The sequence below is a fragment of the Paenibacillus sp. FSL E2-0201 genome, assembly GCF_037963325.1.
Classification (GTDB): Bacteria; Bacillota; Bacilli; order Paenibacillales; family Paenibacillaceae; genus Paenibacillus_AQ.
In genome coordinates this window covers 3,061,830-3,074,894 of sequence record NZ_CP150154.1, presented here as the reverse complement: position 1 = coordinate 3,074,894, position 13,065 = coordinate 3,061,830, and the positions used below count along the sequence as shown (strand labels likewise).

Below are 13,065 nucleotides of genomic sequence, written 5' to 3'. Positions count from 1 at the left end.
CTTCAACATTTTAATTTTTAATCATTGGTAAGTAATAACATAACATTCTAATATGCTGGCGTCCATGATGTAAAAAAAGCCGCCTATTGGCAGCCTTCTCATTAATATATTCTAGAGCATAGCCATATGGCAGTTCCCACAGCTATTACAGCTGCCAAGGCAACAAATATTACATACCCTCTCTTTGTTGCAGTAACCGAGTGATTATCATAAAATTCAGGCTTTCGAACGATTCCAAACCATAGATCCGTAATTAAACTCACTACTACTAGTGAGAAATTCTTAATGATTCCCACCTCATCACTCCTTTTCATCTTTATCTAACCAAGTTTATTATTAATTTCATTTAGCGACTCAATCATTTCATCCATTTTCTTGATCATCGCATATTGATTGCTAATCATCATAATTAAACCAATAAAGAACAAAATCACAAGAAGCAAACCCATGCTGCACTTCCTTTCAGTAGCTGAACTCATTCAATCTGAACATTCAAGCTCCGTGCAAACCCTGACCTCCATGACGGATACAGCGGGCTCCACCCATAATCCATTCGAGCTTTCGTATTAGAGGCTCCGCGTTCCCATCCTGCTCTGCCTTCTTGAACAATTGGAGTAGGAGCACCTATGGCTTCTGAATAGGTTGATAACCACTCCAATCCTTTAGCAGGCTCGTTGTCTACGATGTTCACTGGGCCTGAAGGCCAGTTCAGAGCAAGTACCGCCGCGTTAGCTGCATCCTCCACATGAAGAAATGACACAACCGCATCAGTTGCAGTTACTCTTCCTTGACGAATTTGCTCTGTCATATAACCATCCGTATCATACCAAGTCCCTTGGCCGTACAACATTCCATAGCGTAGAATGACATGGTTTGGTATCTCTGCAACTGTCTTTTCTAGTGAGCAAATACCTTCAATCGTTCTTTTTCGAGGCTCTGAAGCCTTCAGATCTAATGGAATTTCCTCCGTAGCAGGTTCTTCTCCAGCTTCATATGCCCATGAGATACTTTGTGCTATGATTTGTTCCACGCCAATTGCAAGGGAAGCATCCACAATATTTCGCGTTCCTTCTATTCTTATCCTAGAATTATCTGAGAAATTCCGCTGACTTAGTGAAGTTAGCTGATGGATAACCACTTCTGGCTGTACTGTGCGAATGGAAGCAAATATGGCCTCGCGATTGAAGACATCTGCGATTACCGCTTGTGCTCCACACTTCTCTATAATTGCTCTATTTTCTTCCTTATGGGTCAGTCCAACAACCTCATGCCCCGCTTCTACTAACTTGGGCAGCAATAGTCGTCCAATCGCACCCGCTGCACCGGCTACAAATATCTTCATCTAAGTCCTCCTTTTAACTCGACCATGCCTGATGGCATAGCTATAATCCTCGCGACAGTTCTGATCTGCTCTCTGCGCTGCTAGTTCATAATTGTAAGGAAGTAAAACTGGATCGAACATCCAAGAATGATCTCTTCGACTTATTATTAAATATCTGGCATGAGGAGTCATCGATTCCATGTAATGAGGATAAGGTAATTCTTCGTAATAAGCTGGTAATCCAACACTACCAGCATTCACGATAACCTTGCCATTCGGTAGCCGCACTGATTTTTGAAGATGTGTATGCCCGCAAAAAATCATTGTTTGATCTACTGAATCAAGCTCAGCCATTAAGTCCTCAGCAGATTTTCCTTGAACTCCCGTAGGTAAAATATCCTCAAGCATATAGCTATCATCGGAGAATGGCGTCCCGTGACAAAACAATAAATCTTCGAACACCCACGTTGGGTTAAAGGATCGAATCCAGTCATGTATTTCGTTAGTCAGCATCGGTTTTACATATTGAAAAGTTATTGAATCCATATCCTTCTGAAGTAAATATCGATCACAATTTCCCATAATGTTCGTAACATTAGATCGATTTATCAGCAGTTCTGCTGTTCGAATAGGTTCAATGGCACCAAACAGAGAATCCCCTAAATTTACAATACTATTTATACCGCGTGAATCGATGTCCTGCAATACAGCCTCTAAAGCATAAACATTGCTATGTATATCAGAAATAACTGCTATGGTGTCCAGTTTATTCATTTTCAGTTACCTCTCAAATTCCTAATTATAATTTGGATGATTATCCATATCATACCACATACATAATAAAGACTGCACCTCACAGCATAACGCTAAGAGGTGCAGTCTTTGAATGAATTGTTTGTCTATAGTAGAAATCGATCAATTAACATTTAAATTTTATCGCGGTTGTAGACTTCAGCCTTCCGATCTGCTCTGTTAGCCATCGAATTGCCTAGTCTAGTGTCTTCGTTATAGATACCATCGTATCGCTGAGCATTCAACGAGCGGTTGCCCCGGAACACATCATGCGCTTGATATCCTCGTCCATTATCCTCTACAAGCACAAGGATCTTGCCACTTTCAACGTAGCCTTCATACTCTTTCGCCTCATCTTCAGGAATCCCTAGACCGATCAATCCGCCAACTAATCCACCTGCACCAGCACCAACGGCTACACCTGTTAGCGTCGCCACAATAGGTCCCGCTGCCAGAATTGGACCAATCCCCGGAATAGCGAGTGCTCCGATACCTGCTAGCAGTCCAGTAACTCCACCCAATACGCCACCAGTAGCTGCACCTGTTGCAACACCTTCTGGCGCCATTGTGCCTGTATCATCCGAAATATGTCTTAACTCATCGCGATCACGTGTGATCACTGATATTTCATCATTACTGAATCCTTGATTTTGAAGTCCTTCAATTGCTCTGGTTGCTTCTTGTTCGGTGTCAAAGATACCTACGATTTTTTTAGTCACTTGAAGCCCTCCTTAGTAATTGTCTTCGCTAGTTAATTACCCTGTATGCTGAAGACAAAACATCAAATGAACCATTTCAAGTGAACGAGGAACCCTTTCACTTCTTGGGGCGTGTTCGATTGGTCGGAATAGCTTGCAAGGGATCCTCTGGCCAATAGTGCTTAGGGTAGCGTCCTTTTAGATCTTTTTTAACCTCAAAATAAGTGCCACGCCAAAAGCTGGCAAGATCAGAAGTCACCTGCATCGGCCTTCTTGCCGGTGACAAAAGATGTAGCAATACAGGCACCTTCCCCCCTCCAATTCTAGGAGTGTCTAACTGTCCAAACATCTCTTGCAATCGTACTGCTAGTACAGGGGCTGCTGGATTAGCATAGTCTACAGGCACACGCGAGCCACTAGGAACCGTTATATGCGTCGGCGCTTCCTGCTCAAGAATCTGCCTCTGATTCCAGTCTATCAGCCCCTCAAGTGCACGCGATAAAGGAATCCGCTGGAGATCGCGCAAGTTACGCATTCCTTGAATGTATGGTAATAACCATTCATCCAGTGATTCAATTAATGCCGCATCTGAGACATCCGGCCAATCCGGCCGCAAGGCGTGCATAAATATCAGCCGCTCACGAAGCTGCAAAGTTCCCTTTTCCCAAGGTAAGATTTCAATTCCCTCTTCTGCGATAACACTAAGCAGTACTTTTGCTGTTTCTTCCGCAGAGGGTCTTTCATGTGACGTTTCTTTTAAGACGAGAGCGCCGAGCATCGTTCGACGGCGCTTCTTCACACTTCCACTTTCTTTATCCCAATATACGTCCGCCTCTTCAGTGATGCGATCCGCATGATACTTTAGCAGTTGTCCCTCTTCTAGCTCTGCTGCCAGCATGATTGCACCTTGTGTGGCCCGATCGTCAACGGAAGCAGCCACAATATAAGCGGAACGGGCCAGCGGCTGCCCTTCCCGCAGAGCCACGCCGCGACCGGCGGAGAGCAGAAACGCGCCATCGCCGCGTTTCTGCCCGATACGGTCGGGATAGGCGAACGACAGAAGCAGCCCGCAGAGGCTGATGTCGTTCACTGTCTCGCCCGGCGCTGCTTGCAGCTGCGCCAGGAAATTGCGGCTCTCGCGCACCACCGCGCGCAGAGCCGCCGGGTCCGCTCCGCCCGTGTCGGCGGAGCGCTCAAACCGAAGCAGCGCCTCTACGCGGAGCGTGAGGTCGCAATCTAGTGCCGCGGGACCCTTGAACAGGTCCCGCTCTTGCAGCAGCGCCGCCAGCCGGCAGGCGAGCGGTGCTGCATCAAGCTCTGCCGCGCGCAGCAGCATATGCGCGGCTCGCGGGTGCGCGCCAAGCGCGGCCATGCTGCGGCCGTGCGGCGTGATGGCGCCGCCGGCGTCAAGCGCGCCGAGCTGGCGCAGCAGCGCGATGCCCTGCGCATAAGGCGCAGCGGGCGGCGCGTCAAGCCATGCTAGCGCGGCAGGGTCGCGCACGCCCCACAGCGCCAGCTCCAAAGCAAGCTGCGCAAGATCCGTCTCCATAATCTCCGGCACATTGTCATCCGGAAGTCGATTATGTTCCTCCTGACTCCACAGCCTGTAGCATACGCCAGGTGCTGTCCGTCCGGCACGCCCTCTCCGTTGATCGGCAGAGGCTTTCGATACCGGAACCGTCGTAAGACTCGGCATTCCTGTACGCGGTGAGAAGATCTGCGTACGACGCAGTCCTGTATCAATTACCGTTCGCACACCCTCAATCGTCAAGCTTGTCTCCGCAATGGAGGTCGCCAGCACGACTTTGCGTTCGCCGTTTATGGATGGAGCCACAGCAGCATCCTGCACAGTCTGTGGTAATTGTCCATACAAAGGACGAAGAACTATTTCGTCAGGTAGTTTTCCATGTTCCAACTCATTTTGAGTTCTGCGAATTTCTCGTTCACCCGGTAGGAATACGAGGACATCTCCCGGCTGTTCATCAAGCGCACGTCTCACTGCGGCCGCAGCCGATTTTTCAATCGAAAGATTCCCTGTTGTTGGGGTATAGATGGTTTCCACCGGATAGGTTCGTCCCGGACAATCCACAACTAGCGCATCGCCTAACATAGCAGAGACACGTTCACTGTCCAAAGTAGCTGACATAATCAGAATCCGAAGATCATCACGCAGCACTGCCTGCGCTTCCAGTGCGAGAGCAAGTCCCAGATCCGCATGAAGACTACGCTCATGGAACTCATCAAAAATAATCAGACCCACATCCCCTAGCGATGGATCACTCTGAAGCATCCTTGTTAAGACACCTTCAGTCACTACAACAATTCGTGTATTCTTACCTACCTTAGTGTCATTCCGCATGCGATAACCTACCGTCTGTCCAACACTTTCACCAAGACAAGACGCCATGTAGATTGCGGCAGATCTTGCAGCAAGTCTTCTGGGCTCTAGCATAAGGATGCTTTTACCAGCCATCCACGGCTCGTCCAGAAATGCCGGAGGCGTTCCTGTTGTTTTGCCTGCACCGGGTTCAGCGATGAGAACAGCTGCCCGTGTTGATCTAAGTATGTTTTTCAGGTCTGGAAGCACCTGTGTAATTGGAAGCTGTTTCATTGTATCTCTCCATCGGCTGTAATAATATGTTATGATTTCCTTTGATGTGGTCTAAACTCTTTTCATCATGTGCGAAAAAACTTGAAAGATCAAGACAAACTGTACATACATTTTATCATTTCAAGTCTAAACGCTTTTGGTCTTATACTTTCTTATATTTTAAAAAGGAGACTGTCTAAAATGCTCGTAACTAAAGCCACGATTTCAGATTTATCTATGCTCTGCAAGATCGATAGTATGGTCATTGGCAGCGAAGTTCGTAAACCTAAGATCCAACAATATATTTTGAACGAGCAATGTGTTGTGGCAACGATTAACAGTGAGCCTGTCGGTTTTGCCTGTTACGATACCACTTTTTTCGAATGCTGTTTCATACAGCTCGTAATTGTGGATCCCAATTTCAGACGACTCGGTATTGCCGGCGCACTTATTCGTTACATGGAAGAACATTGTCCAACTCCTAAGCTGTTTACCTCCACCAATGAATCCAATACGATCATGCAACAGGTCTGTCATTCTCTAGGATTTATAAGAAGTGGAATCATTGAAAATTTAGATGATGGCGATCCAGAATGGATATATTTTAAGCAAGTACGATGAAATACGCTTGTGAAGCGCAGCATGCAAAAAGGCAGCTCTACCGTCTAAATCTACGAAGAGATGCCTTTTTATCCTACACTATTTATCCTAATCTTCAATTGACAGGAGCATATTAACACTATTCTTCTTCCCTACTCATCTGTTCGTGGATTTGAACACTATATTGCATATAGGCTGGGTTACTATCTAAGCCTCGTTCACGCAGCAGCTCTTGCAGCCGTAGTCTTTTCATAGACAATTTTGCCCGAAGTGCCTTGCCCTCACTGCTCTCAGAACCTCCGCTATTGTGGCAGGCAGCAAGCAGTCCTTCGAGGGTAACACATTCCGTACGCAAAGATATTTCCTCGGGCACCAGCCCGGAATTCTTCATGATTTTGAAGGACATCCGCAATTCTTCTGGAACACCAGATAAATCCTCAAGCTCCAACGGCTTACCATGCCCTAATAAATCTCGAAATTCTCCATTACGCATAGACTCCTGAATCCGCTGCTCAACCAGCCAGGACATCATCCCCATATACACAGCCTCCTTCACCAATGCCAATCTCTATGATCTATCCTGCCTAAGGAAAAGTTTGTTTTACTGAATTGCGTTTATTCTAGCACAAAAAACTGTAGATTTACATCAAGCTGCCGAATTACATCCTGACAACTTTACGTTGCTGTGAACTGTTTTTTTGCTATACTTTCGGACTCAGATCCACCTATTCACTCTAATGTACCCTGCTTTCGTATTTTGTTTATTCTGTATTTTCCGCTTATTCCACAATTCAGTCCATTTTGCTAAACTATCGCCCCCGCCCCAATCCTCAACATATTACTAACGCCTAGCCAAACCCAGCAATAGTTTAAATTAAGACAAACAATTGCTATACTCTTTCTGATGAATCTAAACTCAATATAAAAAGGACTACAGCAGTAGTCCAAAGGAGAAATATATTATGATAGCTAACCTCAAAAAAGCAGATGATCATTTTGTCGCTCGTTTCGAACGTCAACTAAAACATTCCGCATCAGAAATCTGGTCCTTTTTGACAGAGAATGAGAAGCTTGCTTTATGGTTCACTGAATTACGTGTTGAAGACCTGCGTGAAGGTGGATTAATCAAGTTTGATATGCAAGACGGAACCTTTGAGGAAATGACGATTACCGCCCTGCAACATGAATCTATCCTTGAATTTACGTGGGCTGAAGACTCCGTTCGCTTTGAGCTATATCCAAATTCAGAAGGCTGTTTACTCGTCTTAAATGAAACGATCCGAACGCTCACACCGCACACTCCACGTGACTTAGCCGGCTGGCATGTATGTCTAGATGTGATCCAGCACCTATTGGATGGGACCACGCTGGATTCGCGAAAAGCCGAATGGAATGTTCGGTACGAGCAATACCGCGAAGCGATCTCTAAACTAGGATAATAAGGACTCTGCCCCGTCAATCACAATTTGCGCACCTGTAATATGAATAGACTCATCGGATGCCAAAAATGAAACTAGATCGGCGACATTATCCGGCTTACCCGGCCCATCCGCCAGCGGCTGCGCCCCATCGGGAAATTCAATTGGAATGACGATCGCTTCTACCTCCTCGTTCATTTCAGTGGTTTCATCTATATTGGTAGCAATTGCCCCAGGGCAGATCACATTCACTCGAATTTTAAACTTAGCTAGCTCAAGTGCAGCCATTTTAGCAAAAGCCACCTGTCCAGCTTTGGTAGTGCTGTACGTAGACCATCCAAAGCTGGCAAATCTAGTATTCCCGTTGATGGAGCTAGTGATGATAATGCTGCCTTTTCCTTTATCCTTCAGATGAGGGATCGTATATTTCAGTGTCAAAAACGTCCCCGTCAAGTTCACCGACATCGTGCGTTCCCAATCACTCAAGCTAAGTTCCTCTATAGGTCCCACCGCACCATTGATTCCCGCGTTAGCGAACACTACATCTAACCCACCGAATTGTTCGACCGTCCTGCGAACGGCTTCCTCCATCCCTTTTTCATCCGAAGTATCTACCTCTATAGCCAATGCACAATCTTTGCGAAACTTGTTCAGCTTATCCGCCAAAGATGTGGTGCGTTCCAGATTCAAATCAAAAAGCGCTACATTAGCCCCTTCCCTAGCCAGCTTAATTGCGGTAGCCCGACCAATTCCTGAGCCCGCTCCAGTTATAATTGCAGTTTTCCCAATAAATATTTGTTTCTTAGCTATGTTTGGACTCATATGTAATCTCTCCTTTAAGATCTCTTAGTGATGCACTATGGATCAAGATTACCCAAATACATGTACACTGGAATCATCTTCACAAAAAAACTCCCCGTTCAAAAGCTTGAACAGAGAGTTTCATCTAAATTGATCCATTTAATTGTCCAGCTTCCGCACATCCACTTTCACGCTCAAAGTGCCTGCTCCACCACGATACACACCTTTTACAGGTACGATATCTTTGTAGTCCCGTCCGTGACCTAACTTAATATAACGCCAATTGACCTCCACATTATTGGTTGGATCAAATCCAAGCCAACCAGTACCCGGAATGTGAGTCTCCACCCAAGCGTGTGAGGCTTGCTCAAAATTAGCATTACTCCCTTGCAGATCACCGACAAAATGATATCCACTTACATACCTGGATGGCAGACCAACACTACGGCAGACAGCGATCATTAGATGAGCATAATCCTGACACACACCGCGTTTGAGCTTCAGTGCCTTTTTTACCGTTGTATTTACGCTTGTAGCCTCAGGGTCATAGGTGAATTGTTCATAAATCGTCGCCGATAATTTAAGAATCCATTCATACATATCCTCCGTTTCATTAAAAGGATACTGTGAAGCAAACTCCACTAATTCAGGCGTCACCTCTGTATAACGAGTCGGCAAAATAAACTCAATATACCGATTCTGGAAATTCTCATCATTTAACAGTTTAACTTGTTCTTCAAGGCTGGTTCGTGGAAGATCGGCACCTTGGGCTTTATCCAGCGTGACTACTGTAGCTTTAGTATGGATAACCATTTCCGTATGCGGCTTATTGACCGAATAGGCATGCACCCGATTTCCGAAGAAATCCTCATACGTTAATAGATTAGCTGGCGGGTAAATATCCACTTCATGGTGATAACAGGATTGGCGGTAATTCGTGCGCGGAGTGAGTCTGATTTCATTGACACTGTCCGTAACCGGCTCTGGATAGCTGTATGTGGTGGTATGATTGATTTGAATCTTCATACAGACACTCCTTCTCGCCGAAAAAAGGCGCCCTCCATTGTTTTGCCAAGTTTTTGACAAGATATCACCAGCGACTTAAGTACATCTTCCACCAGCTCACCGGACATTTCTTCTTTTTCCATATAATCCAGCTCAGCTTTGAGCTTACCTGCTTGACGTATGACTTTTTCATGCCCTGAGCCTTTTTCAGAGGAATCTAGTTCAAGCTTAGCTAAATGCTCTTCCAGCTGATGAAAAGAAAAACGAATGGAACGCGGAAATTTGGGATTCGCAATCAAGAAATCTAAAATGCTCTCCGGAGACATAGCATCTGCATAATAACGGCGAAACGCTTGGTACCCGCTAACGGATTTAAGCACCGCCTGCAACTGAGTATAAACCGCGTTAAGCTCCTTAAATCGGCATGCGGCAATGACCGCCTGCAAGATACGTGTTGTATTCTCTGCCCGCTCTAGAAACCGTCCACTCTCAATGAAATGCCACTCATTCCCTCTAAGCATTACCGACTGCTCTGCTCCGAGAAACATGGCTGTACGCTCCTTAACCTGCTGATAGAACTGATGTGGCCCGCTCATAATATCTGCGACAGAACGCTCACCAAGCCACAGGTTGAAGCTGTTGACAACATCCCATAATTCACTTGGAAGCTGCTGACGAAGAGTGCGCAAATTATTTCTAGCATGATGTACACAAGAGAATAATGAATTAGAATTGCCTAAATCAAGTGTGATGAAAGATAGCACATCCTGCTCAGAAAAGGTTTCGAACTGCTGCATATATTCACCCCGAACACCTAACGCATCGATCAACCTTGACCATTTATGACCTTCTTCATGAAAATCCTCTTCCTGCTGGATATGATAATGAACATTGATTAGCCGCGCATGATTCTCTGCCCTTTCAATATACCGTCCGATCCAGAACAAAGCTTCAGCATTTCGATTCAGCATATCCAGCCACTCCCTTATTCTACAAATTGATGCTGCATTTTATTATTCAACAACCAAGCTTATAAAGTAGTATCATGCCATGACCCAAGTATCCTTTACGCCGCCACCTTGCGAGGAGTTTACGACCAATGACCCTTCCTTCATAGCCACCCGTGTCAATCCTCCAGGGATAACATGCGGCTTGCGGTCAGCGCCCATTAACACAAAAGCCCGAAGGTCGATATGTCTAGGCGCCATAGTCCCCCCTGACAATACCGGTGCTCTGGATAGAGACATAATCGGCTGTGCAATATAACGTTCTGGGTCTGCAATAATCTTCATTCGGAATTCAGCCAATTCTTCTTTGGTAGCTTCGCTTCCGATCAACATCCCATATCCCCCGGATAAAGAGGTTTCCTTAACTACCATTTCTGATAGGTTCTCAAGGACATATAAACGTTCATCAGCTCTTCCTAGCAAATAGGTCGGAACATTCCCAAGAATCGGCTCTTCATTCAGATAATAACGAATCATATCCGGTACATAGACATACATTGCTTTATCATCTGCAACACCGGTCCCGGGTGCATTAGCAATCGCTACATTTCCAGCCCGATACGCATTCATCAAACCCGCCACACCGAGAAGTGAATCCGGCTGGAAAGCTAACGGGTCAATAAAATCATCATCCAACCGGCGATATAGTACATCTACGCGGCGAAGTCCGTTCATTTCTTTTAGATATATTTTGTGATCTTTTGCAACCAAATCTCGTCCTTCAACCAAATGTATGCCCATCTGTTGTGCTAAAAAAGCATGCTCATAATAAGCAGAATTGTATTCCCCAGGTGTAAGTAGGGCTATAACCGGATCTGACTTTCGTGAGGGTGATAAACTACGTAGAACGGATAAGAAGCGGTTCAAGCTATGATCAACATCTCGGATGGAGCTGGCAAAGGACAATTCAGGAAACAACTGATTCATCAGGGTTCTGCCTTTAAAAAGATATGAAAAACCTGAAGGCGTTCGTAGATTATCTTCAAGCACATAATATTGCCCATCATGATGGCGGATCAGATCGATTCCCGAGGTAGTGATGTAGGCTCCACCAGGCACCCTTAGACCCGCCATTTCTGGCCGGAAATAACAGTTGGAGATGATCATACGCCTTGGGACTATTCCATCCTTTACGATGTACTGCTCATGGTAGATATCATGAATGAACAAATTCAAAGCCGTGATACGCTGAATAATTCCAGCCTCTAGCCTCTCCCATTCATTCTTAGGAATAATGCGTGGAATCATATCGAAGGGGATCGTACGCTCCATGGGATGATCCTGAGCCGGATTGTATAGCGTAAAAGTAATTCCTTCCTCCATCATCCTGCGCTGCATCAAATTCTGCTTACCCTGCAGCTCTTCGGAGCTCATTCCGGAAAACATGCGATTCACATGTCTGTAATGCGGCCGGACATTTCTCTTATCTGCATACATTTCATCGAAAAAATGTTGCAGCGGATACGGAGACAGACCTGGCAGAGGATCTAATTTGGACATGAGCCCGACTCCTTTCGATAAATGTTATCTTTACTAACAACCTATACTTTAATTTCTGAAAATATCCATGAAAATATTGTTTTGTATTCCCATAATACGTAAATTGTATTGCCGATGTCAATATATATAACAGAGAAATGTGATCTCTGAATATTTCCTTGTTTTGGAATCGCTTCCTTTCTCTCATATATAGGTTGCCCGAGCTGAAATGTATTTCTTCATTGAATTGTATGCAGGAGTAGTGACAAGCATTACTATTATGAATTTTTCATATGTTGTTTTTTTTATATAGTTGGAAGGAATATGATTTCATGGTGTATGGTATAATTTGGAACGATAGGAGTGTGAGCAAAATGAAGCACAAATATACTATGTCAATAGAACAGGAAGAGGCTAGGCGGAATCACATTTATCTGTTATTTGGTCTTTCAGAAGCTGGTTCAATGAAGGTAGCACTTAGTCGTGTAGGTAATCGTCATTTAATAAGAGTACTTTCATTTAATGAGACGTTCTCTGCTGGGCCGCTGTGCAAATTACATAATGATCAAGGGTGTCATGCCCGTGAGTTATGGTTTCAGGAACGATTTCCGGATCAAGGTTATCATCTCAATCCCCAGCATAAACTGGGAGCCATGGTTCAGACCTTAAAAGAAATTCCCGAGGACAAAAAAATCACGATTTGGTGCGGAGACAACTCCCATGATCAAACAGGTTTACGGTTTGCACTTTTTGTTCTTAGTGAGAGGAAGCAACCTATTTATGTTATAAATCCAATCGAGGCTTATGAGGAACTTCCCGGGATTGTTGAACCATTTAGCATTGGCTTATCTCCCCAGTCCCTGGGTCAGCTCCCAAACGAAGCTGTGCAAGCTATTATCAAAAACACCGAAAATACGCAACCCCTTACCTCCGCGCAGAGAAAACAGTATGAACTGGAGTGGCAAGAAATCAGCAACACTGAGGATATGCTTCGAGTATGGTCTAATGGTCAGCTAACAAATGTTCCCGAAACATACTATGACGAAGACATTCTATCTTTAATTCTGCAACTGCAAAAGAATGAAGAGGGAGATCATTTCGTAAATGCAGGACTTATTGTAGGTGCAATTTTTGGGCAGTGGAATTTATTTATCAGTACCTCATTTATAGAATATCGCTTCTGGAGGCTTATTAGTGAGGAAAAGCTGTTATTTAAAGGGATACCCTACGCCATGCATTTGTACGCACTAAGAGTTCCGTAGGGTTACAACATAATGACCGATAAGCATTTTTATAAAAAAGGAATGCCCTCATGAACTAAATATAGCTTCGAGGACATTCCTTGTAAATATGA

Annotated in this window: 13 protein-coding genes; 3 read left to right on the top strand and 10 right to left on the bottom strand. The window is 44.9% G+C overall.

Annotated elements, in window-relative coordinates; genetic code table 11:
- Nucleotides 1-320 precede the first annotated feature (320 nt).
- The 5 genes from NSU15_RS13635 to hrpB all read right to left on the bottom strand — a co-directional run bounded on the left by NSU15_RS13635 (nt 321) and on the right by hrpB (nt 5,422).
- The gene (locus tag NSU15_RS13635) at nt 321-449 is read right to left on the bottom strand and encodes a hypothetical protein (RefSeq protein ID WP_269321987.1); all 129 of its coding nucleotides are present in this window, start codon (nt 447-449) and stop codon (nt 321-323) included.
- Between the two features lie 26 nt (nt 450-475).
- Complete coding sequence (locus NSU15_RS13630; protein ID WP_076118293.1) at nt 476-1,342, bottom strand: NAD(P)-dependent oxidoreductase; 867 nt, start codon at nt 1,340-1,342, stop codon at nt 476-478.
- Complete coding sequence (locus tag NSU15_RS13625) at nt 1,343-2,095, bottom strand: metallophosphoesterase family protein (protein ID WP_042127244.1); 753 nt, start codon at nt 2,093-2,095, stop codon at nt 1,343-1,345.
- 152 nt (nt 2,096-2,247) lie between these two features.
- On the bottom strand, nt 2,248-2,832 hold the full coding sequence (locus NSU15_RS13620; RefSeq protein WP_042127242.1) for a general stress protein: 585 nt from the start codon (nt 2,830-2,832) through the stop codon (nt 2,248-2,250).
- A gap of 97 nt (nt 2,833-2,929) precedes the next feature.
- Nucleotides 2,930-5,422 (bottom strand): ATP-dependent helicase HrpB, encoded by a 2,493-nt coding sequence (hrpB, locus tag NSU15_RS13615; protein WP_339290837.1) that lies wholly within the window; start codon nt 5,420-5,422, stop codon nt 2,930-2,932.
- 180 nt (nt 5,423-5,602) lie between these two features.
- Between hrpB and NSU15_RS13610 the strand changes: the two genes are divergently transcribed.
- Complete coding sequence (locus NSU15_RS13610) at nt 5,603-6,022, top strand: GNAT family N-acetyltransferase (RefSeq protein ID WP_339290836.1); 420 nt, start codon at nt 5,603-5,605, stop codon at nt 6,020-6,022.
- A gap of 118 nt (nt 6,023-6,140) precedes the next feature.
- On the opposite strand, the gene NSU15_RS13605 is transcribed toward NSU15_RS13610, so the two are convergent.
- Entirely contained in the window at nt 6,141-6,539 is a 399-nt protein-coding gene (locus NSU15_RS13605; RefSeq protein ID WP_339290835.1) for a DnaJ family domain-containing protein, read from the bottom strand.
- A 424-nt stretch (nt 6,540-6,963) separates the two neighbouring features.
- Here NSU15_RS13605 and NSU15_RS13600 point away from each other — a divergent pair, with 424 nt between their 5' ends.
- Entirely contained in the window at nt 6,964-7,440 is a 477-nt protein-coding gene (locus NSU15_RS13600) for an SRPBCC family protein (RefSeq protein ID WP_076118286.1), read from the top strand.
- Here the strand turns inward: NSU15_RS13600 and NSU15_RS13595 are convergent.
- From NSU15_RS13595 to NSU15_RS13580, 4 genes are all read right to left on the bottom strand, one after another.
- The gene (locus tag NSU15_RS13595; RefSeq protein ID WP_339290834.1) at nt 7,432-8,241 is read right to left on the bottom strand and encodes an SDR family NAD(P)-dependent oxidoreductase; all 810 of its coding nucleotides are present in this window, start codon (nt 8,239-8,241) and stop codon (nt 7,432-7,434) included. The two genes, NSU15_RS13600 and NSU15_RS13595, sit on opposite strands and share 9 nt — an antisense overlap.
- Nucleotides 8,242-8,379: 138 nt before the next feature.
- Entirely contained in the window at nt 8,380-9,246 is an 867-nt protein-coding gene (locus NSU15_RS13590) for a transglutaminase family protein (RefSeq protein ID WP_076118284.1), read from the bottom strand.
- On the bottom strand, nt 9,243-10,196 hold the full coding sequence (locus NSU15_RS13585; RefSeq protein ID WP_042127228.1) for an alpha-E domain-containing protein: 954 nt from the start codon (nt 10,194-10,196) through the stop codon (nt 9,243-9,245). The genes NSU15_RS13590 and NSU15_RS13585 overlap by 4 nt, the downstream gene beginning before the upstream one ends.
- 72 nt (nt 10,197-10,268) lie before the next feature.
- A complete protein-coding gene (locus NSU15_RS13580) occupies nt 10,269-11,732 on the bottom strand; it encodes a circularly permuted type 2 ATP-grasp protein (RefSeq protein WP_339290831.1) in 1,464 nt (487 codons plus the stop codon).
- 353 nt (nt 11,733-12,085) lie between these two features.
- Here NSU15_RS13580 and NSU15_RS13575 point away from each other — a divergent pair, with 353 nt between their 5' ends.
- Nucleotides 12,086-12,973, top strand: a complete 888-nt coding sequence (locus tag NSU15_RS13575; RefSeq protein ID WP_339290830.1) for a DUF1835 domain-containing protein — start codon at nt 12,086-12,088, stop codon at nt 12,971-12,973.
- Nucleotides 12,974-13,065 lie beyond the last annotated feature (92 nt).